Source organism: Methylobacterium sp. W2 (assembly GCF_020662345.1).
In the GTDB taxonomy this organism is placed as follows: Bacteria; Pseudomonadota; Alphaproteobacteria; order Rhizobiales; family Beijerinckiaceae; genus Methylobacterium.
In genome coordinates this window covers 1-22,847 of sequence record NZ_VMOA01000007.1, presented here as the reverse complement: position 1 = coordinate 22,847, position 22,847 = coordinate 1, and the positions used below count along the sequence as shown (strand labels likewise).

The following is a 22,847-nucleotide window of genomic DNA, read 5'->3' as shown; positions in this document are numbered from 1 at the left end:
CGGATGATCGGCCGCACAGCAACGAGGTTCGCACCGCATGGCCACTCTTCTTCTCATCGAACACGACAATGGCGCCGTGCGCGACGCCAGCCTGAAGGCGCTCACCGCCGCCAAGGAGATCGGCGGACCGATCCACGCCCTGGTCGCCGGTGCCGGCAGCCGTCCCGCAGCGGACGCTGCTGCGATCCTCGACGGTGTCGACAAGGTGCTGCTGGCCGAGGATGCCGCCTACGACCACGCTCTGGCGGAGCCGACCGCTGCGCTGATCGTCTCGCTTGCGGGCGAGTACAACGTGATCATCGCCGCGGCCTCCACCACCGGCAAGAACGTGCTGCCGCGCGTGGCCGCTCTCCTCGACGTGGCGCAGATCTCGGACATCATGAGCGTCATCTCGCCAGACACGTTCGACCGTCCGATCTATGCCGGCAACGCCATCCAGACCGTCCAAGCCGCCGAAGGCAAGAAGGTCATCACCGTCCGCATGGCGGCGTTCAAGGCCGCTGCCGCCGGGGGATCGCCGGCTCCAGTGGAGCCGGTCTCGGCGAGCGCGCCCGCTTCCTCCAAGTCCACCTTCAAGGGCGAGGAAATCGCCCAGTCCGACCGGCCCGAACTGGCCGCTGCCAAGATCATCGTCTCGGGTGGCCGCTCGCTCGGCTCGTCGGACAAGTTCAAGGAGCTGATCGAGCCGCTGGCCGATGCCCTCGGCGCGGCGGTGGGTGCTTCGCGCGCTGCCGTCGATGCGGGCTACGCTCCCAACGACTGGCAGGTCGGCCAGACCGGCAAGGTCGTGGCACCGGACCTCTATGTGGCGGTGGGTATCTCCGGCGCGATCCAGCATCTGGCCGGCATGAAGGATTCGAAGGTCATCGTCGCCATCAACAAGGACGAGGATGCGCCGATCTTCCAAGTGGCGGATTACGGCCTCGTCGGCGACCTGTTCCAGATCGTTCCCGAGCTCCAGGCCGAGATCACCAAAGCCAAGGGCTGACCCTAGGCCTTGGAACCACGACAGGACTCCGCCGCAGCCATCTGCGGCGGAGTACTTTTCCCATTTAAGCGCTTGCCCGGGCTGCACCTCAGCGAGAAAATGATCTAGGAATTTTGTGCGCCGCATTTCAATTGTGGCGCCAACGCCTCGATCGCTAGGCGGGCGTTCTGCGGCCGAACCGGCCGCGCCTCAGGGGTGCGAGTTCAAGCGATGGCCATCGAGATCAAGACCGTCGGAATCATCGGCGCCGGCCAGATGGGAAGCGGCATCGCGCATGTCTGTGCCATGGCCGGACTGGATGTGCGGCTGAACGATCGCGACACCGCCCGCATCCATAGCGGGCTGGCGACGATCGACGGCAATCTGGCGCGCCAGGTCTCCAAGGGCACGATAACCGACGAGCAGAGGCGCAGCGGCGTCGCCCGCATCCTGGCGGCCGAAAGCTACGACGACCTCGGCCCCTGCGACCTTGTCATCGAAGCCGCCACGGAAGACGAGGCGACCAAGCGCCAGATCTTCACCGCCCTGTGCCCGTCGCTGAAGCCGGACGCCATTGTGGCGACCAACACCTCATCGATCTCGATCACGCGCCTCGCCGCCGCGACCGACCGGCCGGAGCGGTTCATCGGCATCCATTTCATGAATCCGGTCCCGGTCATGCAGCTCGTGGAGCTGATCCGGGGCATCGCCACGGCGGACCCGACCTATGTCTCGGCCAAGGCCTTCATCGCCAAGCTCGGCAAAACTTCGACCATGTCGGAGGATTTCCCGGCCTTCATCGTCAACCGCATCCTGCTGCCGATGATCAACGAGGCGATCTACACGCTCTACGAGGGCGTAGGTTCGGTGGAGGCCATCGACACCGCGATGAAGCTCGGTGCCAACCATCCGATGGGGCCGTTGCAGCTCGCCGATTTCATCGGCCTCGATACCTGCCTGTCGGTGATGCAGGTTCTCTACGAAGGCCTGGCGGATTCGAAATACCGCCCCTGCCCGCTTCTCGTGAAATATGTCGAAGCCGGCTGGCTTGGCCGGAAAACGAAGCGCGGCTTCTACGATTATCGCGGCGAAGTTCCCGTCCCGACCCGCTGAGGTCCGACGAAACGGGAAGTTCCTCCCCTCTGCCGAAGCGCGGCGAGGGAATTGGCCCATCATGGCTGACATGTCGCCGTCCGATCCACACAGTTCGAAGCGTATCCGTGCCGCGATCATCTGGCCGGACGTAGAAAATAAAAACGCTACGGTGTCTCAGCGAAAAAACTCGCCGCGATGCCGTAGCGTGCTGGGGTCATATTCGGTCGTCTGAACCGATGGGTGGTTTCGGTTATTTCTGACCGCCATTTGCCGACGGCTGAGCCGGCGCAGGGTAGGCGGGGTTTCCGGCGGGGACGTTGCCCGTGTTCGATGAAGACGTTCCGTTTCCAGCCCCGTTCACGGAACCGGTGACCTGACCGCGGGAGGCGTCCTGGCTCTGCGAGGCGTAATCCTTCGGGGAGTTCGCGCCCTGCCAAGTCATCAGGCCGGTGATAGCGATGGCGAGGAGGACGAGGCTGCCGATCAGCACGTAGAGAACCGGCTTGCCCTTCTTGCCCTGACGCGCGTCCTGACCTTCGAGTCGTTCTGCCATGGGGTACCTTTCGAAGCTCGGCCGGGGGCGGCCGTCATGTTCAACCTGAGACACGGATGTCTCGTCTGCTGGATTGAACGCGACGGCCGAGTTCCCTGTTCCGAGGCGATCGGCTCCGGCGGTGGCATCTGACAGAAAAGCCGCACCGCTATCGAGGTGGCGTCCTGGTTCAGCGCCCGGTCGTCAGCATGATCTTGCCGAGATGCGCGCTCGATTCCATCAGCGCATGAGCCTCGGATGCCTTCTCCAAGGGGAAGGTGGCGTGGATGATCGGTTTCATCCGGCCATCGGCGAGCAGAGGCCAGATGTCCCGGCGCAGGCCCTCGGCAATGGCCGCCTTCTCGGCCTTGGGGCGCGCCCGGAGGGTCGCTCCGGTGAAGGTGAGGCGCTTCATCATGATCGGCGTCATGCTGAAGCTCTCGACCTTGTAGCCCTGCATGAAGGCGATCTGGACGAGGCGTCCCTCAATCGCGAGCGAAGCGAGGTTGCGGGCGAGGTAGGGCGCGCCCACCATGTCGAGGATGACGTCGACACCCCTGCCCTCGGTGAGGCGCTTGATCTCCTCGGCGAAATCCGTCTCGCGGTAATTGATCGCCTCGTCGGCGCCGAGTTCCTTGCAGAACGCGCATTTCTCGGCCGATCCGGCGGTGGCGAACACTCGCGCACCGTGGAGCTTCGCCATCTGGATCGCCGTCGAGCCGATGCCGCTCGATCCGCCATGGACGAGGAAGCTTTCTCCCTGTTTCAGGCGTCCGCGCTCGATGACGTTGCTGTAGACGGTGAAATAGGTCTCCGGCAGCCCAGCCGCTTCGATCAGCGAGAGCGGGGCCGGGCGCGGCAGGCACTGCCCAGTCTCGGCCACGGCGAATTCGGCATAGCCGCCGCTGATGGTGAGCGCGCACACCTCGTCGCCGATGGCGAAACCCTCGACACCTTCGCCGAGGGCCGCAATCCGCCCGGCGACTTCGAGGCCAGGAATCTCGGTGGCACCCTTCGGCGGCGGATACTTGCCCTCGCGCTGCTGGATATCGGGCCGGTTCACGCCGGCCGACACCACTTCGATGAGCACCTGGCCGGGACCGGGCTGGGGCAGCGGCACCGTCCCGAGGGTGAGGACATCCGGCCCACCTGCGCCCGCGAACCGGATCTGGCGCATGGTCTCGGGCAGGTCTGGGCTTGACGTCATCGCATCACATCTCCGGTTGGCGTGACCCGTCATGTGCGGCCAGAGGGCGGGTTGGCAAGGGCGGGGCCGCTCAGCGGGTGCCGTACATCCGGTCGCCGGCGTCCCCGAGACCGGGCACGATATAGCCGTGGTCGTTGAGGTGACTGTCGATGGAGGCGGTCCAGACCGGCACGTCGGGATGCGTCGCCTGGAGCTTGGCGACGCCTTCCGGTGCCGCCAGGAGACAGACGAAGCGCAGATCGCGCGCGCCGCGCTGCTTCAGCAGCTCGATGGCGGCGATGGCGGAATTCGCCGTGGCCAGCATCGGATCGAGGACGAGGACGGTCCTGTCGGCAAGGTCGGAAGTCGCCTTGAAGTAGTATTCCACCGCCTCCAGCGTCTCGGGGTCGCGGTAAAGCCCGACATGGGCGACGCGTGCCGAGGGCACCAGCGAGAGCATGCCGTCGAGGAAGCCGACACCCGCCCGCAGGATGGGGGCGAGAACCAGCTTCTTGCCGGCGATCTGCGGCGCCTCCATCGCCTGGATCGGCGTCTCGATCGTCACCCGCTCAAGGGGAAGGTCGCGGGTGACCTCGTAGGCGAGGAGCATCCCAATCTCATTGAGGATTTGGCGGAACCCCTTGGTCGAGCGTTCCTTCTGCCGGAGCAGGGTCAGCTTGTGCTGGACCAGGGGATGGTCGACCACCGTGACCGTCGCGCGGCCCTCTACGCCGAGACCGTCCGTACTCACCATCGCCTTCACTCCCCCCGAGAATCGATCCGTCACGTTACGACCGGCACTGGACCGACCTCATGCCCTTTTGAACCTCTGCCCTTATGCCGCCCCGGCAGATGAAAATCCGATAAAGAACCGTGGCCATGACGGGAGTGGGCGCGCGTCCGGGTCTTCGGCGCGAGGCAAACAGGGTGGTCCGGATCGTCGATGAAACTTATCCGAAACAGCACGCCCATGAGCAAGTCCGCCCGGAACGACAGGGTCCGCTACCGCGCCACGTTCCTCAACACGCTCGGAGCGTCCCTGGTCATGGTCGGCTTCTTCCTGCCGGGGATGCGACTCTACGAAGGGTATGACCACCGCCTGTCCCGCTCCGAGGCGTGGAGCGTTTCGTTGCGGTTCTTCCAGACCGAGCCGGGTGCGGTGAGCGTGACGGCGCTGATCCTCGGCTTCTGCCTGCATTTCATCGCCCTGCATCACCTGAAGAAGCTTCAGGATTGATCCCGCCCAGGGACGAACGAAAAAGGGCTCCCGGCATCGCTGCCGGAAGCCCTCCGTGACCCCCGATGGGGGATCGGTCAGACGTTCTGGGTCGGGCCGCTGGTGTTACGCTTGGCCATGAAGGCGTCGAACTGCTCACGGTCCTTGGCGCGCTTCAGTTCTTCCACGAACGCGGCGAAGGCCTTGCTCTCTTCCTGCAGCGCCTTGCGCTGGGCATCGAGCCGGTCAAGTTCCGACCGGCGGTAATCGTCGAAGGCGAGGTTGCCGGTGCCGCGCAGGTCTGCGGCCTCGAAGGCCTGGGCGAAGCGCGACTTGCGCATGCCCGCCTGCCAATCGGCCCCACGGCCGATCATGCCGCGCAGTTCGGACAAGGCCGGATAGCCCGCCACCTTCCAGGCGATGTAGGCGGCCGCCAGCGGCCACCAATAGATGAACGCGACGACGACGGCGCCGATCTCGAAAGAGCGACGGGGAAACGGACCGCTGCGGCAAGCTTTGCCGGTGGCCCAGGGAGAGGTCGAGGAAAAGCTCACGGCTCACAGCTCCGATGTTAATGTGAACCACATTTACTTGCGGATGCGACGTGACGGTTTCAAGGGCCGATTTCGTACAACCGTCATGCCGAGGGTCTGGGGCGTCCTGCGCCATGGACGAGGGCAAGCACGCCGGCCCTTAGCAACTCGTACTTGTCGGGCATTCCGGGCCCCTTCGGCAGATGGCCGGAGGCGGAGAGCGTGGCGATCCCGTGGGAGAGCGCCCAGACTTCCAGGGCGACGAAGCGCGGCTCGACCCCGCCGAATCCATCGGGAAACGTCGATTTCAGGGCTTCGAGCAGAAGATCGAAGGGGCTGGGCCTCGGCGGTACGTCGGAGGCCGCCGGGTCCGCTGCCATCGGCGCTCCCCGAGTCTCGAAGATCGCGGCATAATAGCCGGGCTCTTCTTCGGCGAAGGCGAGATAGGCCTCCCCCATCCGGGTGAAGCGTTCGAGCGGTGTTCCCCGAGAGGTCAGAGAGCGTGCGAGACGTTCGGCGAGATCGGTGAACCCACGGCCGGCCACCTCCTCGAGCAGAGCTTCGCGGCCCCGGAAATGGCGATAGAGCGCCGCCGGCGTCACGCCGACGAGGCGTGCCGCATCCACGAGAGTGAAACCACCCACGCCGCGTTCGGCGATGAAGCGGCGTGCCGCTTCGATCAGCGCCTCCTTGAGGTTGCCGTGATGGTAGCTGCGCCGGTCTCCCGGTCCTTCTCGCCAGGGTCGCACTGGATTCCATCCTCGGGCGATCGCCGGCCTACGGCTGCACGTCTGCCGCGACTCCGCCGGAATGCGCTCTCCCCTAACACGCCGAGCGCGCTTTTGACCCTCATCCGTCTACCGGTGGACAGAGATTTTCGAACGGCGATTGAGAGGAGTGATCTCATAAATTGTAATAGTATTACATTACATACTGGAGGTCCGATGAGCCAACGCGATTCCCGTCTCCCCGTCACCGTCCTCTCCGGGTTCCTCGGTGCCGGCAAAACGACGCTGCTGAACCATATCCTCAACAACCGCGAGGGCAGACGCGTCGCCGTGATCATCAACGACATGAGCGATGTGAATATCGACGCCGCCCTGATCCGTGACGGAGACGCCAATCTCTCCCGCACCGACGAAAAACTGGTGGAGATGAGCAATGGCTGCATCTGCTGCACGCTGCGGGACGACCTCCTGGCCGAAGTCAGAAAACTCTCGGAGGAAGGGCGCTTCGATTACCTGCTGATCGAGGGCACGGGCATCGCCGAGCCCCTGCCGGTGGCGAGCACCTTCTCCTTCCGCGACGAGGACGGGGCGGCGCTCAGCGATGTCGCCCGCCTGGACACCATGGTCACCGTGGTCGACGCGGTGAGCCTGCTGCGGGATTACGGCTCGACGGCGTTCCTGCGCGAACGGGGCGAGATCGCAGGCGAGGAGGATGCCCGGACTCTCGTCGACCTGCTGGTGGAGCAGATCGAGCTCGCCGACGTGGTCGTGATCAACAAGGCCGGTGATGTCGGGGCGGATCAGCTCGCTTTGGTCCGCTCAGTGATACGCGGGCTCAATGCCGATGCCCGCATTGTCGAGGCTGCCTATGGCCGCGTCCCCCTCGATCAAGTCCTGAATACCGGCCTGTTCAGCGAGGAGAAGGCGCAGGAACACCCGCTCTGGTTCAAGGAGCTCTACGGCGCCGCCGAGCACGTGCCCGAGACCGAGGAATACGGGATCGGCTCCTTCGTCTACCGGGCCCGCCGTCCGTTCGCGCCCGAGGCCTTCGACGCCTTCACCAAAGCGACGTGGCCCGGCCTCATCCGCGCGAAGGGACATTTCTGGCTGGCGACGCGGCCGGACTGGGTCGGCGAATTCTCCCTCGCCAGTTCCATCGCGCGGGTCTCGCCGATGGGGGCGTGGTGGGCCTGCGTGCCGAAGGCCCGCTGGCCGGAGGATGCGGAATGGCGCAGCCATCTGTCCCGGAACTGGAGCGAGCCCTGGGGCGACCGGCGCCAGGAACTCGTCTTCATCGGGACGGGTCTCGACCGGGCGGCGATCACCGCCGCACTCGACGCCTGCCTCGTCGGTTCCGATGAGATGACGCGGTTCGATCCGGCGCCGTACCGCGCCCTGCCCGATCCGTTTCCCGCCTGGCAGCGTGCCGCCGCCTGATGGCGTTCTTTTCTCTCAAGGATGCCCGCGCCCGCTCGGCGGCACGTTCGGCCGATGCAGCCAGGCTCAAGGGCGAGCTTCGCCTCGGACTTGGACTCGGCGAGAATGACGTCCTCGCCGTCAACGAAATTGCGTGTGGCGAGCCCGGCTGCGCCGATCGCGAGACCATCGTCCTCGTAATGCGGGTCGGCGAGCCGACTCGGGCTTTGCGGATCGCGCGCAGCATGGATGCGGTCGAGGGCGAGGACATAGTTCGCCTGGGGGCGGAAGAGGATGCCATGAGGCGGGACAGCGCGGTTCCGCTTACAGCTTGAAGATCGAGGAGGCCCGGTCCATGGCCGTCATCTTGCCCGATTTCGCCGTCTCCAGCCGCTCGATCTCGGTCCGCAGCAGAGCGATCCGCTCGGCGATCTCGTCGAGGGAGAGGGTGTCGAGGCTCTCACCGATCGTATGGGAGACCGCACGCTTCGGCCGGTCCGTATCGTCGTCGCGCATGGCGTTTTCCCCTTGTCGTCCGGCGCTCGCCTAACGGTCCCACCGCGAGACGGAGCGAACGTGCTGCTGAGTGCCGGCATACTGCTTGAGGAAGGTCGTCATCTCCGACAGTTCCGGCGCCTTCGAGCGGAAGGTGACCGAGAGGGCGAGCAGCGTGTCGGCGTGGTCGAGGCCGGGATAGATCCGCTCCTGCACCGGCACGCGTACCGCGCGGAGCCGTGCCGCGAGACTCTGCGTGTTGCGCGGACGGACGAGGGTGTCGTTGTCGCCCGTCGCCAGGAAGGCGGGCGGCGAATGCGGACCGGCGAAGGTGATCGGCTGCGTCTCCGCTGGATCGGGGGCCTGTCCGAACACGTCCCGCGAGGTATCCTGGTCGAAGGGATGGAAGTCATACGGACCGGACAGTCCGGCCACGGCCCGGATCACCTTCGGATCGACCCCTGCCTTGCGCAGGTAGCGCGGATCGAGCCCGAGCATCAGGGCATTGTAGGCCCCGGCTGAATGGCCGGCGAGCACGATGCGGCGCGGGTCGCCGCCATATTCGGCGATGTTGTCGCGGACCCAGGCGATGGCGGCGGCGCCGTCATCGAGGAAGTCGGGGAAGCGCACCTCCGGATAGACCCGGTAATCGGGAATGACGGTGACAAAGCCCTGTGCCGCCAGGGCCTGCCCGACGAATTCGTAATCGTCCTTCGCGCCGGATTTCCACGACCCGCCGTAGAAGAAGACCAGAACCGTCGCATCCGCCGCGCCGCCGGCGGGCGTGAACACATCGAGGCGCTGGCGCGGATGGATGCCGAAGGCGGCGCTCTTCTGGGCAAGCCGTCCGCCCTGGTCGCGAGGCCCGATCGCATCGAACAGGGCGAGGGGCGAACAGGCCGTGACCCCGAGGGCGGCCAATGTGAGGCAGGCGAGAGTGGCGAAGGCGGCGAAGGCGCGGGTCATGCATCTCTCAAACGGGGAACGAAGACCCGAATGACACGTGCCGCACGGCGGATTCATGACCGGAATAAGGGTTATTTGGATTCAGGTTCGCAACACGATGCAGGCACCCCCGACCTTGCGGATGCGACCGCACAGGATATCGCCCGCCGCCCGGCTCTCGGCAGGTATGCGGATCCGGTAGAAGGCGCGCGTGCCGCGGTTGCGCAGCCGCGTCCCGATAATCATCGGCCGCACCTCGCCGATCACGCCGGCATAGAGTTTCCGGGTGCGGGAAAAGCTCTGGAGGGCGAGGGATTTCGAGAAATTGCCGGCGAGCTGAATGCCCCAGGGGGCGGCGGGTCCTTCGTTACCGCCGAGGGCGAAGCGATCGCCGCGTGAGGGAATTCGCAGGGCGGCGGTGACCTGGAGGCAGGTTTTCGGCGATTCCGACTTGGGAGCGTTCGTCTCCCCCTCGGCTCCGCTGACGGCCGCACCTCCGCGCCAATCCTCCGCCGGCGCGCCGGTAATCGCCATCACGTAGGCGCGCGTCTCGGCGGGCAGGCCGCCAGTCCCGGCGAGCCAGCCTGAGACCCGGCCCGCGCCGCCATTGTAGGCCGCTGCCGCGAGGCCGAGATTGCCGAACTGTCGGTTGAGATCGGCAAGGAGATGGGCGGCGTGGGGAATCGCCTGTTCCGGATCGAACGGGTCGGTCAGCCCGCGCTCCCGCGCCGTGCCCGGCATGAACTGCGCAACGCCCTGCGCGCCCACTGGGCTCACCGCCGTGACGCGAAAACTGCTTTCCCGCCAGATCAGTCGCGTCAGGAACGGCACGGGCAGGGCGCGGGCCTTGGCCGCATCCTCGATGAGGCGGCAGAGCGCCTGTTCGACGGTTTCCGTCGCCACCTCGGCCGAGGCTGGCGCGGCGGCAAGGAGACAAGAGGCGAGGATCAGGCTGCGGAGGGATGTCACGGGGCGTTTGTAATGCTGTCTGGCGCCGGATCAATCACCGTTCGCCGTTCCAATCGCGCCGCGCTATAAGGGCCGTGATCCCCGTCTCCGTGGACCCGGTACCATCGCCTCGATGACTGACACGCTGCTCGACGTCCAAGACCTGTCGGTCGCGTTCCGCTCCCAGGAGCGTGAGACGCTGGCAGTGGACAGGGTGAGCTTCACACTTTTCAAGGGCGAGACCGTGGCCCTGGTGGGCGAGTCTGGGTCGGGCAAGTCGGTGACGGCCCTGTCGATCCTGCGTCTCCTTGATGGCAGCGCCGTCCATCCCAGTGGCCGCGTCCTGTTCAAGGGACGGGATATCCTGGCCCTGCCGGAGCGCGAAATCCGAAAGATCCGTGGTGCCGACATCACCATGGTGTTCCAGGAGCCGATGACCTCGCTCAACCCGCTGCACACGATCCAGCGGCAGATCGGCGAGGTGCTGGAGATCCATCGCGGACTGTCGGGCCGCAAGGCCCGCGCCCGCATCCTCGAATTGCTCGAACTCGTCGGCCTCCGTGATGCCGAACGGCGCATGGGCGCCTATCCGCATGAACTGTCCGGCGGCCAGCGCCAGCGCGTCATGATCGCCATGGCGCTCGCCTGCGAACCGGATCTGCTGGTGGCCGACGAGCCGACCACCGCCCTCGACGTCACTGTCCAGGCGCAGATACTCACGCTGCTCGCCGAGCTGCAGAAGCGGCTCGGCATGTCGATGCTGTTCATCACCCACGATCTCGGCATCGTCCGGCGCATTGCCTCGCGGGTCTGCGTGATGCTCGCCGGCCGCATCGTCGAAGCCGGACCGGTGGCGGAGATCTTCGCCCGTCCGAAACACGAATATACCCAGCGTCTGCTCGCCTCCGAACCGAAGGGACGCGCGAACCCGGTGGCGGACGACGCTCCGCGCCTGTTGGAAGCCGGTCCGCTCAAGGTGTGGTTCCCGGTCCGAGAGGGGCTTCTGAGGCGCACCACCTTCCACGTGAAGGCGGTGGATGGCGTGTCCCTCGCCGTTCGCGAGGGGGAAACGATCGGAGTGGTCGGAGAATCTGGCTCGGGCAAGACCACGCTTGGCCTCGCGCTCCTGCGGCTCACCGGAAGCGAGGGGCCGATCGTGTTCCTCGGCCAGTCCATCGCCGGGCTCGGGCCAGGACCGATGCGACCGTTCCGGCGCGACATGCAGGTGGTCTTCCAGGACCCTTACGGCTCGCTCTCGCCGCGCATGACGGTGGCCGACATCGTTGCCGAGGGGCTCGTGGTGCAAGGGGCGGTGAAATCCCGGGCCGAGCGGCGGGCGGTGGTCGCCAAGGCGCTCAGCGATGTCGGGCTCGATCCGGCGACCATGGACCGCTACCCGCACGAATTCTCCGGCGGCCAGCGCCAGCGCATCGCCATCGCCCGCGCCATGGTGCTGAAACCCCGCTTCGTCGTCCTCGACGAGCCGACCTCGGCCCTCGACAGGTCGGTGCAGGCGCAGATCGTCACCCTGCTCCGCGACCTGCAGAAGGAGCGTAAGCTCGCCTATCTGTTCATCAGCCACGACCTCAAGGTTGTGCGCGCGCTGGCGAACTATGTTTTGGTGATGCAGAACGGCAAGGTGGTGGAGGAGGGGCCGGCGGAGGCGATCTTCGCCCAGCCGCAGACCGAGTACACGAAAGCACTGTTTGCCGCCGCTTTCGATCTGAACAGCGTCACCACCGAAGATGTGGTCCTGGCCTAAGCACAACGAGACCCATGGCGCGTGTCCTCCTCATCGTCCTCGATTCGGTCGGTATCGGCGGAGGACCGGACGCCGCCCGCTACGGCGATGAGGGCTCCGACACGCTCGGCCATATCGCGGATTCCTGCGCGGCCGGGGGGGGCGACCGCGAGGGTCTCAGGACCGGGCCTCTCGCACTGCCCAACCTGACGCGCCTCGGCCTCGGGCTCGCCGCCGCGGGGGCGAGCGGTCGCATCCCGCCCGGCCTCGAGCCTTCCGGTCCGGCCGCTGGAGCCTACGGCCATGCCATCGAGACCGCGCCCGGCAAGGACACGCCCTCCGGTCACTGGGAAATCGCGGGCGCTCCCGTCACCGAGGAGTGGGGCTACTTTCCCGACACGGTGCTGGCCTTCCCCGCCGCCCTCACCCAAGCGCTGATCGAGCGGGCTCGACTTCCCGGTATCCTCGGGAATTGCCACGCCGCTGGCGTCCCGATCATCGAGCGTCACGGGTCCGAGCATGTCCGGACAGGCAAGCCGATCTGCTACACCTCGGCCGACAGCGTCTTCCAGATCGCCGCTCACGAGGAGACGTTCGGGCTGGACCGGCTCTACGAGCTCTGTCGAATCGCCCGCGAGATCTGCGACCCCTACCGCATTGGCCGGGTCATCGCCCGCCCCTTCCTCGGCTCGGAGGAGAGCGGTTTCCGGCGCACCGCGAACCGCAAGGATTTCGCCACGCAGCCACCGGGCGAGACACTCCTCGACCGCCTGGGCGAGCGGGGGCGCTCCGTCGTCAGCGTCGGCAAGATCGGTGACATCTTCGCCCACCGCGCCACGGGCCGCGAGATCAAACCCGCCGGCAACACCGCCTGCCTCGATGCGGCGCTGGCCGCGTTCCGTATCCTCCCGGATGGAGGACTGGTCTTCCTGAACTTGGTTGATTTCGACACGGAATACGGCCACCGCCGGGACGTGCCCGGCTACGCCGCCGAGCTGGAGCGCTTCGATGCGCGCGTGCCCGAGATCCATGCGGTGCTCGAAGAGGGCGATGTCTGCATCGTCACCGCCGATCACGGCAACGACCCGACATGGTCGGGGACGGAGCATACCCGCGAGCAGGTGCCGGTTCTTGCCTTCGGTCCCGGTGTCGCCGCCCGATCACTCGGGCGCAGGGAGACCTTCGCGGATATCGGCGCCTCCATCGCCCGCCATCTCGGCATCGGCGAATTGGGACGCGGCACGTCGTGGTGGTGAGACGGTCCCGCCCGAGCCGGGCGGGATCGAAACTCAGACCTCCCAGGTCTCTTCCACCTCCGGCGGGATCGGCCTCGGGCGGCGGTCGCTGCCGATGGCGACGAAGGTGAACAGGCCTTCCGTCACCTTCATGGTGGTCTCGCCCTCGCGTTCGCGGCGCCAGACCTCGACTTGGATGCGCAGCGAGGTGCGGCCGACCTTCACGATCCAGGCATAGATGCTGACCTCGTCGCCGACGATGACCGGGCGATGGAAGGTCATCGCATCGACGGAGATCGTGGCACAGCGGCCCCGAGCCCGGCGAGCGGCCACGTTGCCCGCCGCCAGATCCATCTGCCCCATCAACCAGCCGCCGAAAATGTCCCCGGCCGGATTCGTGTCCGCGGGCATCGCGATGGTGCGCACCACGGGAGAGCCGCGGTCGGTGGGCTGTTGCGTCTCGGAAACATCGGTCGACATGGGGTGGTGCGGGCTCCCGTGATCTCGGTCGGCCGATGCAAACTGCACGCCGCCTGTGTCCTCCTGTCACATCCGACCGGCGGCGAACAGGTGAGCCGCTTGAGGGGTGGCGGAGGTCGTTACCCCATCAGCGCGGTGCTGACTGCTCCATACTCCCCTGCGCCGACGAGGGCGGCCGCCTCCGCAGCAGCACCGCCCCGCCCACCAGCATCGCGATGCAGAGGAAAGCGTAAGGCAGGCCCAACAGCAACAGGAAGAACCCGGCGCTTGCTTCACCACCGCTGGCGCCGCCAGGATTCCGATCGAGAAGCCAGCCCAGGACGCCCGTGACCGCAAGGAGGACGATACCGTTCAGAAGGATGGCGCCCCCGATTGCGAGGCAGCCCCAGCCGACCCGGCGGCGTTCATCGGCCACGCGGGCAAGGATGAGCGTCACGGCGATGACCACCATGGCCTGAAGGCCGATGGCGAAGAAGGGCAGCACGTCCATCGCTGGTCCCGGCCAGGAGATGGCGGCATCCCGCATTCCAGGAGCGAGCCGGACCATCATGCCCAAGAGGGCGCTCAGCGCCGGAAAGATCACTCCGCCAATCGCCCAGCTCACGAACAGGCCAAGGACGCCGCTGATGACCCATCGCCGGGTGTTTGGGCTCATGCCGTCCCTTCCTGCCGCCAGTGCAAACACCATTCGACCGATCATGGGCGACCGGGCGCGGGTCGCGCGTCGTCTCCTCGATCCCGTCAATCCTCGAAGCCCTACCACGGTGGTTCGCCACCGTGCAGGCCTAAGCTTACCGGAGGGCGGGGTCGGCATTGTGCCGTTCTTGCCGGAAGCTCTTCGCTAAAGGAGGCGATGCCCAGTCCGGTGAGATCGAGACACGAAATGGCGAGGCACCGTCAGTCCGGCAGGGCGAAAACGACGAGCGCATCTCCGGTGCCGAAGCCCGAGCCCTTGGTGAAAGAGGCTCCGCCGGCCGCCACGGCCACGTATTGCCGGCCATCCAGGGAATAGGTGATCGGCGGCCCGCCGATCCCGGCACCGCACTGGAACCGCCACAGCACCGTCCCGGTCGCTGCGTCATGGGCATCGAGATGGCCGTCCTCCTCACCGGAGAAGACCAGACCGCCTGCGGTGGCGAGCGTGCCGCCGGAGAGGCGGCTTCCCGCCTTCACCGACCATTTGATCGCGCCGCCCTTGTCGAGATCGACGGCCGTGAGCGTGCTGAAGGCGGGCTCGCCTTTCGCCTCGCTCGTTTCAGTGAAGCGGATCTGCGGCTTGCCATTCGAGGCCGGGACGGTCCTCACCGTGTAGGTCGTCGCGCCGTGCCGGACTTGGGCGTAGGCCATGCTCGTCGTCGGATCGAAGGCGACGGGATGCCACGAGATCGCCCCGAGGGGGCCTGGGCTGACCACGGTGCCTGTTTCAGTGGGCGGTGCGTAGAGGTTCTTCTGCGTGGTGAGCGGCGCGGATTTGCCGAGGAGCGTGCCGGTCGCCCGGTCGTGGACGTAGAGCCAGCCGGTCTTGCTCGCCTCGGCGACCGCCTTCACCGGCCCTTTGGGCGTCAGGTAATCGAGCAGGAGCGGCGGGCTCGCGACGTCGTAGCCCCATTCGTCGTGCGGGACCTGCTGGTAGTACCAGCGCAGCTTGCCCGTCTTCACGTCGAGCGCCACGAGGCTCATCGTGTAGAGGTTGTCGCCCGGACGCGAGAGGCCGAAATTCTGCGGTGCGGGGTTGCCGGTGCCGACATAGATCAGGCCGAGATCGGCATCGTAGGCCGGAGTCATCCACAGCGAGCCGCCGCCGACCTTCCAGGCGTCCTTGTGCCGGGGTGCTGCCGCCTTCTCTGCAGCGATGTCGCGATTAAGCGGCACCCCATCGGCGGTTTTCTCCACGAAGCCGCCTTCCCAGCCGTCCTCCTTGGTGACGTACCAGCGCCAGCGCTCCTCGCCGGTGGCGGCGTCGTAGGCGGCGAGCCAGCCGCGTCGTCCGTAGCCGCCTTCGATCCCGACCACGGCGCCGCCGTCGAGCCCGCCCTTCTCGTCCTCAACATGCAGGCCGTAGCCGGCCCCGGCTACGCCGACGATGACGAGCCCATCAGCCACGAGCGGCGGCATCTTGAATCCGAGGCGACTCGATCCCTGGATCGCACCCGCTCCGAGCTTCCCGGCGAGATCGGACGCGGTCTCCGACTCGCCCTCCTCCGGGCGGACGGCCTCATGGTCCCACAGGACCTTGCCGGTCTTCGCGTCGAGAGCGATCACCCGGCCGTCCATGGTCGCCTCGAAGACCTTGCCGCCCGAGACCGCCACGCCGCGATTGGACGGCGGCCCGAAGATCTTCTCCGTCCGCGCCTTGTGGGTGTAGGTCCACAGGACGCGACCCGTCCTGGCGTCGAGGGCAGCGACGTGGTTCTGTGTGGCGGAGACGTACATTACCCCATCCACCACCACGGGCTCGGCCTGGAAATAGCCGGTGATCCCGGTCTGGAAGATCCAGGCCGGGCGCAGCTTGACGACGTTGGTCCGGTCGATCGTCGTGAGCGGCGAGAAATGCCGGTTGGTGTGGTCGCGGCCGAACATCGGCCACTCCTCGGCACGCGCACCGGGAGAGAGCGTCAGCGCACCGGCCAGCAGGGACAAGGAGGAGGCGCGCGCGATCGTAAGTCGAGATGTCATGCCGCTTCGCCCCTGGTGAATCATGAAAATCCGGTTCAATCGATCACGAGTCGGGCAAGTCGTTCTGCGGCCTCGAGCTGGAACGGGGTATCCGCCGCATTCATGGAACGGGCGAGATCGGCGGCGCTCTGCCCGTTTCCGTCGCGTTTGGCCGGGTCGGCGCCCCGCGCCAGCAGCAGGTCCACCATCTCGGTGCGGTTGAACATGGCCGCCGTCATCAGCGCGGTTCGCGTGCCGGTTCCGGTGCCGTCGATAGTGGCGCCCTTCTCCAGCAGCAGCTCGACGACGGCCATGTCGCCCTTGAAGGCGGCGCCGGCGAGCGGCGTCTGCCCCCGGTCGTTGGAGAGCTCGGGGTCGCCACCGTTGTCGAGGATCAGGCGCGTGGTCTCGACCTGACCATTATAGGCGGCCAGCATCAGCAGGCTGTCGCCCTTATCGTTGAGGAGGTTCGCCGGAAGCCCCTGGGCGAACAGGTCAGCCAGCTCGTCCACATGCCCCGCCCGTGCGTATTGGAAGACCCGGCCCGCGAAGGCCAGGGTCTCCGAGTCAAGTTCGGGAAGCGCTGGGGTGGGCGAGGCCGGCGTTTCAGGTTGCATCGTCACTATCTGTCTCAGGGAATGATTTTTTCGGCCCGCAGCCGGCCGAACAGGTCGAGGAAGCTGTCGTCACTGGGCTGATAATCCAGGAAGCCCAGCCGGCGGCTGCGTGCCATGTCGGTGACCACCTCGATCGGCCGGCCGAGATCCGCATCGGTGTGCCATGCGGAGGCGAGACGGTCGAGATCGGACTCGACCAAGCCGTGGCGTTTCGCGAGATCCGCCCAGATCGGGCCATCCCCGGCCATCTGCTCTTCGAGGGGCGTCGGCGCGCCGGGATAGGGAGCCGGCGCCAGGCCGAACCATTCTGCGATGCGGCCCCACATCCACGACCAGCGGAAGACGTCGCCGTTGACCACGTTGAATGCGGTGTTCGCCGCGGCGGGATCGGTGGAGGCCCAGGCAAGATGACGGGCGAGCAGCCGCGCATCGGTGACGTCGGTCAGTCCGTTCCATTGCTGCGGCGAGCCCGGGAACAGGAACGGACGTCCGGTCTCGCGGCAGAGGGAAGCGTAGGCGGCGAGGGTCACACCCATGTTCATGGCGTTGCCAAGGGCATAGCCAACGATGGTGTGCGGACGGTGCACGCTCCAGCCGAATCCCTGGCGCTCGGCCCCAGCGAACACTTCGTCCTCCTGCACGTAGTAGAAATTCTCCACCGGCAGGCGTTCTTGGTCCTCGCGGAACGGCGTCTGCGGCAGCGTGCCCTTCCCATAGGCTTCGAACGGCCCGAGATAATGCTTGAGCCCGGTCACTAGCGCCACGTGGCGCAACGGAGCCGATTGCAGGGCGTCGAGGAGATTGCGCACCATGGCGCCATTGACGCGGCAATTCTCGGCTTCGGTCGCCTGCCGCATCCAGGTGGTGATGAACACATGCGTCGGCGCGAGATCCGACAAAGCCGCCCGCAGGGAGGCGGGATCGGTTAGGTCCGCCGTGACCGGGGTGACGCCCTCGATGGCGACGGGCCGGCGCGCCAGACCCAGGACGTCCCAGCCCTCCCTCACGAGGTGCCGGGCGAGGTTGTTGCCGACGATGCCGCTCGCACCGGCGATGAGCGCGGTACCCTTGAAACTGTTCGACATGCTGTCTCCGAAAGCGGTGCATCCCCCCCTCGGCCCATCCGACGGAGCGACCGGCTGAGGCGGGGGTGTGTCTATCGGAACGCGGCAGGCCGGATGTCGATCCGGCATGGGTCCGCTTCAGGCGATGGGGGTCAGCGTGCCAGTCTCGCTGATCTCGTCCGTATGCACGTCGAAGCTCGCGAGCAGGGCCGTGCTGAAGCTCGTGGAGATGGCGACATCGGTGGCGTCGCGGCCGCGCGCGATGAGGATGCGGCCGATGCGGCGCTTGTTGTTGCGGGCATCGAAAGTGAACCAGCGCCCGTCGAGATAGACTTCGAGCCAGGCCGAGAAGTCGCCCGGCGGCACCACCGGTACGCCGATGTCCCCGAGATAGCCGGTGCAGTAGCGGGCCGGGATGTTCATGCAGCGGCAGAAGGCCACGGCGAGATGGGTGAAGTCGCGGCAGACTCCGATCTTCTGGGTATAGGCTTCGAAGGCCGTGCGCGTGGCGTCGGCCTGCTGGTAATCGAACTTGATGTGCCGGTGGACGAAGTCGTGGATCGCCTGCACCCGCGCCCAACCCTCGGGTGTGGTGCCGAAGAGGCCCCAGGCGATGTTCGAGAGCTTGTCCGTCTCACAATAGCGGCTGCCGAGCAGGAACGGCATGACGTCGTCCGGGAGATCCTGCACGGGATGCTGCTTCGCATCTGGCACGAGTTCGTCGAGTTCACCGGAATCCTGGATCATGAAATCGGCCGAGACCGTGATCCGGCCGCCGGGGGCGAGGATGCGGGTGCAGACATTGCCGAACGGGTCGAGATAGCTGTGGGCCTCCACCGGCGGGTCGATCGTCATGGTCTCCGGCGTCAGCAGGTCACCCGCGCGCGACGGATGGACGTTGAGCATCAAGGTGATCGGTGTCGGGCCGAACGTGTCGTAGCCGATCGTGTAGCCGGTCCGGATTTTCATAAGGTCGCTCGCGTCAGACAATGGGACAGGTGGGATCGCTACTCGTCTCCACCCGCCGCCGGCCCACTCCCGCGGCCTTCGGCCTTGCTCGAGCGAGGGGCGTCGAGGCGGCGACGGTCTGGTGCCGTCATGCTCGCCTCAGCCACCCTCACCGAGGGTGGAACCGTCTAGAACATCAGGTAGCACACCGGAGGGTTGCCGCCTAACGGTTTGCCGCTCCTCAGGAATGCTCTCCAGCCGCGCGGAGATCGGCGAGATCGAGGCGGCGGGTAAACATGGTGAGGTCGCCCTCCGCATCGCGCGGCCATTCCGCTTCCGGCCTGTCCCGATAGAGTTCAACCCCGTTCATGTCGGGATCGCGCAGGTAGAGCGCTTCGCTCACACCGTGGTCGCTGGCGCCGTCGAGGGCGATGCCGGCCGCGTCCAGGCGGCGCAGGGCATCGGCCAGGCTCTCCCGCGTTGGATAGAGCACGGCGAGGTGGAACAGACCGGTCGTGCCGTGGGGCGGCGGGCTGCCGCCTTCGCTCTCCCACGTGTTGAGCCCAATATGGTGGTGGTAGTCCCCGGCTGCGATGAAGGCGGCCTGGGTTCCGTATCGAGCCTTCAGGGAGAAGCCGAGCACGCCGCAATAGAAGGCCAGCGCCCGGTCGAGATCGGCGACCTTGAGATGGACATGGCCGATCCGCGCCTGCGGATGAATCTGGTTCGATGGGGCCATCATGGTGGGTCTCGCTCCTGATTGACGCGAAGCGATGGGCCGCCCTTTCCCCGTTCGTTCCGCGGGGCCATATTCCACCCATGCCTCCTGCGAACAAACCCCGCGTCTCCTCGGCGAAGGCCTCGAAGCCCGAGCTGAAACCGCTCGACGAGCATCTGGCCGCCCTGCTCAGCCCGGCGCTCAACCGCAACCGGTTGCCCGCCGTCGAAAATCCGCACCCGCCGGTTCCACCGAAGAAGCCCGGTAGGCCGAAGAAGGCCGCGCCGCCGCCCGCCGGTTTCAGTGAGGCCCCCCAGGCCGGGTTCACCCTTGGTGACGCGGCCGAGGTCGACCCGCGCCTTGCCCAGGCGTTGGGGATCACGCCGCCGGAAGACGGTCCCGCGCCCGAGGCGCTGGCGAACGAGGATGATACGTCGCTGGCCACCGACGGTGTCTCGGCCACGGTGGATGCGCTGTCGCGGCTCCTCACAGAGGGCAACCCGCTGTTCCGGGACGGCAAGACCTGGGCGCCGCATCGTCCGGAACGGCCGAAGAAATCCGAGGGCGGCTATGCCTTCACCCTGAAATCCGAGTTCGAACCGGCCGGCGATCAGCCCCGCGCCATCGCCGAACTGGTGGATGGGGTGAACAAGGCCGAGCGCGATCAGGTACTGCTCGGCGTCACCGGGTCCGGCAAGACCTTCACCATGGCCAAGATCATCGAGGCGACGCAGCGTCCCGCCCTGATCCTGGCGCCGAACAAGACCCTGGCGGCGCAGCTCTACGGCGAGTTCAAAAGCTTCTTCCCCGACAACGCGGTGGAGTACTTCGTTTCCTACTACGATTACTACCAGCCCGAGGCCTATGTGCCGCGCTCGGACACGTTCATCGAGAAGGAATCCTCAATCAACGAGCAAATCGACCGGATGCGCCACTCGGCCACCCGCGCTTTGCTCGAGCGCGACGACGTCATCATCGTCGCTTCGGTCTCGTGCATTTACGGTATCGGCTCGGTTGAGACCTACACCGCCATGTCGTTCACGGTGTCGCTGAACGAGCGGATCGAGCAGCGCCAACTGGTCGCCGACCTCGTGGCGCTCCAATACAAGCGCATCCAGTCGGATTTCGCCCGCGGCACCTTCCGGGTGCGCGGCGACGTGATCGAACTCTGGCCCGCCCACTTGGAGGATCGCGGCTGGCGCATCGGCCTGTTCGGTGACGAAATCGAATCGATCACCGAATTCGATCCGCTCACCGGCAAGAAGATCAACGACCTCAAATTCGTGAAGGTCTACGCCAACTCGCACTATGTGACGCCGCGCCCGACCCTCCAGCAGGCGGTAAAGGGTATTAAGACCGAGCTGAAGCTGCGCGTGGACGAGCTGACCAAGATGGGCCGTCTCATCGAGGCCCAGCGCATCGAGCAGCGCTGCACCTTCGACATCGAGATGATCGAGGCGACGGGGGCCTGCAATGGCATCGAGAATTATTCGCGGTATCTCACCGGGAGAAAGCCCGGCGAGCCGCCGCCGACCCTGTTCGAATACCTGCCCGACAACGCCATCGTCTTCACCGACGAGAGCCACGTAACGGTCCCGCAGATCGGCGGCATGTACAAGGGCGACTTTCGCCGCAAGGCGACGCTGGCCGAATACGGCTTCCGCCTCCCCTCCTGCCTCGACAACCGACCGCTCCGGTTCGAGGAATGGGACGCGATGCGGCCGCAATCCGTCCACGTCTCGGCCACCCCGGCGAAATGGGAAATGGAACAGACCGGCGGCGTCTTCGCCGAACAGGTCATCCGCCCCACCGGCCTCGTCGATCCGGTCATCGAGATCCGCCCGGCGCGTTCGCAGGTGGACGACCTGCTGGGCGAAGTACGCGAAGTGGCCCAGGCCGGCTATCGCACCCTGGTGACCACGCTGACGAAGCGCATGGCCGAGGACCTCACCGAATACCTGCACGAGAACAGCGTGCGCGTGCGCTACATGCACTCGGACATCGACACGCTCGAGCGGATCGAGATCATCCGCGACCTGCGGCTCGGCGCGTTCGACGTGCTCATCGGCATCAACCTGCTGCGCGAGGGCCTCGATATCCCGGAATGCGCCCTCGTCGCCATTCTCGACGCCGACAAGGAAGGCTTCCTGCGCTCCGAGACCTCCCTGATTCAGACCATCGGCCGCGCGGCCCGTAACGCCGACGCGCGCTGCATCCTCTACGCGGACAACATCACCGGCTCGATGGAACGGGCCATGGCAGAGACCGAACGCCGCCGGCTGAAGCAGCTCGCCTACAACGAGGAGCACGGGATCACGCCGCAGAGCGTCAAGCGCGGCATTTCCGACATCCTCAGCAGCGTCTTCGAGGGCGACCACGTCAAGGTGGATACCGGGCTCGCCAAGGACGCCGTCACCATCGGCCACAACTTCAAGGCTGTCATGGCGGATCTCGAGAAGCGCATGCGGACAGCCGCCGCCGACCTCGATTTCGAGGAGGCGGCGCGCCTGCGTGATGAGCTCAAGCGCCTGCAGGCGACCGAACTTCTCCTCGCCGACGACCCGATGGCGCGCCAGGGCGACGTCGAGCGTGATGCCGGTAAGTACGGCGCCAAGAGGAGTCGCATCTCGAAGCCGAGTCTCGACAATATGGGGCCTGGCACCGACCGGGAACTGCCCATCGGGGGCGAGGCGCCGGTCTGGGCCGAGCGGCCGAAGCCACGCTCGACGCAGGGGCTCGGGGGCCAGAAACCAAAATACAAAGGCGGCGGCGGGCGCAAACGTGACTGAAACCGGCATCGGAGCCGGAACCCCTAGCGTAGGCTCTGGCTTGGTGAAGCATGCGATGGCGCCCATCCCCGGACGCCCCCCGCGTGTCGAACCGACGGAGCATCCCATGCGCAAGGAACGTCTCATCCGGGCCAGCCTGCTCCTCGCGACCGGCATCCTCGTCGCGCAGGCCTTACCGGCCCAGGCGATTTCCGATCGTCGCGACCAGCCGACGCCTGCCGACGTGCCCTCGGAAGGCCGATCGGGCGAGACTTCTGGCTCGCGGCCGATCGGGGAGGTCAAGCCCCCGAGCGCGATCCGGCCCTCGACGGCGGTGACGGAAGACGACGGCAAGAAGACCCGCACCAACCCCCTCGACCATCTGCCCGCGCGCGACCGCGCCGGAACGGGTGGACGCCGGGAATAGAACTGGCCGGTAAGGCTTGCTGCTCAGGAGGAACGACCATGGGATTGCTCGATCAGGTCATCGGCGGTGTGCTCGGTAACGTCCTCGGCGGCGGCCGGGGCGGCGACCACCAGCAAAGCGGCGGGGGCGGTGG

General features: G+C 66.5%; 24 protein-coding genes. 9 read left to right on the top strand and 15 right to left on the bottom strand.

The window, feature by feature from the left end:
* Positions 1 to 37: 37 nt before the first annotated feature.
* Together FPV16_RS05470 and FPV16_RS05465 are read left to right on the top strand one after the other, a co-directional pair.
* Positions 38 to 988, top strand: coding sequence for an electron transfer flavoprotein subunit alpha/FixB family protein (locus FPV16_RS05470; protein WP_227436825.1), 951 nt, complete (start codon positions 38 to 40; stop codon positions 986 to 988).
* Between the two features lie 210 nt (positions 989 to 1,198).
* Entirely contained in the window at positions 1,199 to 2,080 is an 882-nt protein-coding gene (locus FPV16_RS05465; RefSeq protein WP_227436823.1) for a 3-hydroxybutyryl-CoA dehydrogenase, read from the top strand.
* Between the two features lie 232 nt (positions 2,081 to 2,312).
* Here the strand turns inward: FPV16_RS05465 and FPV16_RS05460 are convergent, their stop codons facing one another.
* The 3 genes from FPV16_RS05460 to upp form a co-directional block, all read right to left on the bottom strand.
* Positions 2,313 to 2,615 (bottom strand): hypothetical protein, encoded by a 303-nt coding sequence (locus FPV16_RS05460; RefSeq protein WP_227436822.1) that lies wholly within the window; start codon positions 2,613 to 2,615, stop codon positions 2,313 to 2,315.
* Between the two features lie 169 nt (positions 2,616 to 2,784).
* The gene (locus FPV16_RS05455; protein WP_227436819.1) at positions 2,785 to 3,801 is read right to left on the bottom strand and encodes an NAD(P)H-quinone oxidoreductase; all 1,017 of its coding nucleotides are present in this window, start codon (positions 3,799 to 3,801) and stop codon (positions 2,785 to 2,787) included.
* A 70-nt stretch (positions 3,802 to 3,871) separates the two neighbouring features.
* Entirely contained in the window at positions 3,872 to 4,534 is a 663-nt protein-coding gene (upp, locus tag FPV16_RS05450; RefSeq protein ID WP_227436817.1) for a uracil phosphoribosyltransferase, read from the bottom strand.
* A 216-nt stretch (positions 4,535 to 4,750) separates the two neighbouring features.
* Between upp and FPV16_RS05445 the strand changes: the two genes are divergently transcribed.
* Positions 4,751 to 5,017, top strand: a complete 267-nt coding sequence (locus FPV16_RS05445; RefSeq protein WP_227436815.1) for a hypothetical protein — start codon at positions 4,751 to 4,753, stop codon at positions 5,015 to 5,017.
* A gap of 77 nt (positions 5,018 to 5,094) precedes the next feature.
* Here FPV16_RS05445 and FPV16_RS05440 read toward each other — a convergent pair whose 3' ends face one another.
* Positions 5,095 to 5,550, bottom strand: a complete 456-nt coding sequence (locus tag FPV16_RS05440; protein WP_227436813.1) for a DUF2852 domain-containing protein — start codon at positions 5,548 to 5,550, stop codon at positions 5,095 to 5,097.
* 83 nt (positions 5,551 to 5,633) lie between these two features.
* Positions 5,634 to 6,278, bottom strand: a complete 645-nt coding sequence (locus FPV16_RS05435; protein WP_227436811.1) for a TetR/AcrR family transcriptional regulator — start codon at positions 6,276 to 6,278, stop codon at positions 5,634 to 5,636.
* 195 nt (positions 6,279 to 6,473) lie between these two features.
* Between FPV16_RS05435 and zigA the strand changes: the two genes are divergently transcribed.
* Together zigA and FPV16_RS05425 are read left to right on the top strand one after the other, a co-directional pair.
* A complete protein-coding gene (gene zigA / locus FPV16_RS05430; protein ID WP_227436790.1) occupies positions 6,474 to 7,694 on the top strand; it encodes a zinc metallochaperone GTPase ZigA in 1,221 nt (406 codons plus the stop codon).
* The gene (locus FPV16_RS05425) at positions 7,694 to 8,008 is read left to right on the top strand and encodes a hypothetical protein (protein ID WP_227436789.1); all 315 of its coding nucleotides are present in this window, start codon (positions 7,694 to 7,696) and stop codon (positions 8,006 to 8,008) included. The genes zigA and FPV16_RS05425 overlap by 1 nt, the downstream gene beginning before the upstream one ends.
* Here the strand turns inward: FPV16_RS05425 and FPV16_RS05420 are convergent.
* The 3 genes from FPV16_RS05420 to FPV16_RS05410 all read right to left on the bottom strand — a co-directional run bounded on the left by FPV16_RS05420 (position 7,998) and on the right by FPV16_RS05410 (position 10,082).
* Entirely contained in the window at positions 7,998 to 8,189 is a 192-nt protein-coding gene (locus FPV16_RS05420; protein WP_227436787.1) for a DUF1192 domain-containing protein, read from the bottom strand. The two genes, FPV16_RS05425 and FPV16_RS05420, sit on opposite strands and share 11 nt — an antisense overlap.
* 30 nt (positions 8,190 to 8,219) lie before the next feature.
* Complete coding sequence (locus FPV16_RS05415; RefSeq protein WP_227436785.1) at positions 8,220 to 9,134, bottom strand: alpha/beta hydrolase; 915 nt, start codon at positions 9,132 to 9,134, stop codon at positions 8,220 to 8,222.
* Positions 9,135 to 9,215: 81 nt separating this feature from the next.
* Positions 9,216 to 10,082: a lytic transglycosylase domain-containing protein gene (locus FPV16_RS05410; RefSeq protein ID WP_413629193.1), complete on the bottom strand. Its 867-nt coding sequence runs from the start codon at positions 10,080 to 10,082 to the stop codon at positions 9,216 to 9,218.
* Between the two features lie 112 nt (positions 10,083 to 10,194).
* On the opposite strand from FPV16_RS05410, the gene FPV16_RS05405 reads away from it, so the two are divergent.
* Positions 10,195 to 11,823 carry an ABC transporter ATP-binding protein gene (locus FPV16_RS05405; RefSeq protein ID WP_227436784.1) on the top strand — a complete coding sequence of 543 codons (1,629 nt, stop codon included), beginning with the start codon at positions 10,195 to 10,197 and terminating at the stop codon, positions 11,821 to 11,823.
* Between the two features lie 14 nt (positions 11,824 to 11,837).
* Positions 11,838 to 13,058 (top strand): phosphopentomutase, encoded by a 1,221-nt coding sequence (locus FPV16_RS05400; protein ID WP_227436782.1) that lies wholly within the window; start codon positions 11,838 to 11,840, stop codon positions 13,056 to 13,058.
* 33 nt (positions 13,059 to 13,091) lie between these two features.
* On the opposite strand, the gene FPV16_RS05395 is transcribed toward FPV16_RS05400, so the two are convergent.
* The 7 genes from FPV16_RS05395 to FPV16_RS05365 form a co-directional block, all read right to left on the bottom strand.
* Positions 13,092 to 13,517: an acyl-CoA thioesterase gene (locus FPV16_RS05395; RefSeq protein ID WP_227436780.1), complete on the bottom strand. Its 426-nt coding sequence runs from the start codon at positions 13,515 to 13,517 to the stop codon at positions 13,092 to 13,094.
* A 127-nt stretch (positions 13,518 to 13,644) separates the two neighbouring features.
* On the bottom strand, positions 13,645 to 14,172 hold the full coding sequence (locus tag FPV16_RS05390) for a hypothetical protein (protein ID WP_227436778.1): 528 nt from the start codon (positions 14,170 to 14,172) through the stop codon (positions 13,645 to 13,647).
* 242 nt (positions 14,173 to 14,414) lie between these two features.
* On the bottom strand, positions 14,415 to 16,193 hold the full coding sequence (locus FPV16_RS05385) for a pyrroloquinoline quinone-dependent dehydrogenase (RefSeq protein WP_227436776.1): 1,779 nt from the start codon (positions 16,191 to 16,193) through the stop codon (positions 14,415 to 14,417).
* 35 nt (positions 16,194 to 16,228) lie between these two features.
* Entirely contained in the window at positions 16,229 to 16,789 is a 561-nt protein-coding gene (locus FPV16_RS05380) for an ankyrin repeat domain-containing protein (protein ID WP_227436774.1), read from the bottom strand.
* Between the two features lie 14 nt (positions 16,790 to 16,803).
* Positions 16,804 to 17,874, bottom strand: a complete 1,071-nt coding sequence (locus FPV16_RS05375) for an SDR family oxidoreductase (protein ID WP_227436771.1) — start codon at positions 17,872 to 17,874, stop codon at positions 16,804 to 16,806.
* A gap of 117 nt (positions 17,875 to 17,991) precedes the next feature.
* Entirely contained in the window at positions 17,992 to 18,822 is an 831-nt protein-coding gene (locus FPV16_RS05370) for a transglutaminase-like domain-containing protein (RefSeq protein ID WP_227436769.1), read from the bottom strand.
* A gap of 220 nt (positions 18,823 to 19,042) precedes the next feature.
* Entirely contained in the window at positions 19,043 to 19,543 is a 501-nt protein-coding gene (locus tag FPV16_RS05365; RefSeq protein ID WP_227436766.1) for a VOC family protein, read from the bottom strand.
* A gap of 77 nt (positions 19,544 to 19,620) precedes the next feature.
* Between FPV16_RS05365 and uvrB the strand changes: the two genes are divergently transcribed.
* Together uvrB and FPV16_RS05355 are read left to right on the top strand one after the other, a co-directional pair.
* Positions 19,621 to 22,308 (top strand): excinuclease ABC subunit UvrB, encoded by a 2,688-nt coding sequence (gene uvrB, locus FPV16_RS05360; protein WP_227436764.1) that lies wholly within the window; start codon positions 19,621 to 19,623, stop codon positions 22,306 to 22,308.
* A gap of 106 nt (positions 22,309 to 22,414) precedes the next feature.
* Positions 22,415 to 22,714: a hypothetical protein gene (locus FPV16_RS05355; RefSeq protein ID WP_227436762.1), complete on the top strand. Its 300-nt coding sequence runs from the start codon at positions 22,415 to 22,417 to the stop codon at positions 22,712 to 22,714.
* Positions 22,715 to 22,847: the final 133 nt, after the last annotated feature.

Bases quoted from the DNA above. Each gene is read 5' to 3' on its own strand.
- FPV16_RS05470 (WP_227436825.1), top strand. From the start codon at position 38: ATGGCCACTCTTCTTCTCATCGAACACGACAATGGCGCCGTGCGCGAC.
- FPV16_RS05400 (WP_227436782.1), top strand. From the start codon at position 11,838: ATGGCGCGTGTCCTCCTCATCGTCCTCGATTCGGTCGGTATCGGCGGA.
- FPV16_RS05460 (WP_227436822.1), bottom strand. From the start codon at position 2,615: ATGGCAGAACGACTCGAAGGTCAGGACGCGCGTCAGGGCAAGAAGGGC.
- FPV16_RS05445 (WP_227436815.1), top strand. From the start codon at position 4,751: ATGAGCAAGTCCGCCCGGAACGACAGGGTCCGCTACCGCGCCACGTTC.
- FPV16_RS05355 (WP_227436762.1), top strand. From the start codon at position 22,415: ATGCGCAAGGAACGTCTCATCCGGGCCAGCCTGCTCCTCGCGACCGGC.
- FPV16_RS05365 (WP_227436766.1), bottom strand. From the start codon at position 19,543: ATGATGGCCCCATCGAACCAGATTCATCCGCAGGCGCGGATCGGCCAT.
- FPV16_RS05405 (WP_227436784.1), top strand. From the start codon at position 10,195: ATGACTGACACGCTGCTCGACGTCCAAGACCTGTCGGTCGCGTTCCGC.
- upp (WP_227436817.1), bottom strand. From the start codon at position 4,534: ATGGTGAGTACGGACGGTCTCGGCGTAGAGGGCCGCGCGACGGTCACG.
- FPV16_RS05375 (WP_227436771.1), bottom strand. From the start codon at position 17,874: ATGTCGAACAGTTTCAAGGGTACCGCGCTCATCGCCGGTGCGAGCGGC.
- FPV16_RS05465 (WP_227436823.1), top strand. From the start codon at position 1,199: ATGGCCATCGAGATCAAGACCGTCGGAATCATCGGCGCCGGCCAGATG.
- FPV16_RS05425 (WP_227436789.1), top strand. From the start codon at position 7,694: ATGGCGTTCTTTTCTCTCAAGGATGCCCGCGCCCGCTCGGCGGCACGT.
- FPV16_RS05380 (WP_227436774.1), bottom strand. From the start codon at position 16,789: ATGCAACCTGAAACGCCGGCCTCGCCCACCCCAGCGCTTCCCGAACTT.
- FPV16_RS05420 (WP_227436787.1), bottom strand. From the start codon at position 8,189: ATGCGCGACGACGATACGGACCGGCCGAAGCGTGCGGTCTCCCATACG.
- uvrB (WP_227436764.1), top strand. From the start codon at position 19,621: ATGCCTCCTGCGAACAAACCCCGCGTCTCCTCGGCGAAGGCCTCGAAG.
- FPV16_RS05390 (WP_227436778.1), bottom strand. From the start codon at position 14,172: ATGAGCCCAAACACCCGGCGATGGGTCATCAGCGGCGTCCTTGGCCTG.
- FPV16_RS05395 (WP_227436780.1), bottom strand. From the start codon at position 13,517: ATGTCGACCGATGTTTCCGAGACGCAACAGCCCACCGACCGCGGCTCT.
- FPV16_RS05385 (WP_227436776.1), bottom strand. From the start codon at position 16,193: ATGACATCTCGACTTACGATCGCGCGCGCCTCCTCCTTGTCCCTGCTG.
- FPV16_RS05415 (WP_227436785.1), bottom strand. From the start codon at position 9,134: ATGACCCGCGCCTTCGCCGCCTTCGCCACTCTCGCCTGCCTCACATTG.
- FPV16_RS05370 (WP_227436769.1), bottom strand. From the start codon at position 18,822: ATGAAAATCCGGACCGGCTACACGATCGGCTACGACACGTTCGGCCCG.
- zigA (WP_227436790.1), top strand. From the start codon at position 6,474: ATGAGCCAACGCGATTCCCGTCTCCCCGTCACCGTCCTCTCCGGGTTC.
- FPV16_RS05455 (WP_227436819.1), bottom strand. From the start codon at position 3,801: ATGACGTCAAGCCCAGACCTGCCCGAGACCATGCGCCAGATCCGGTTC.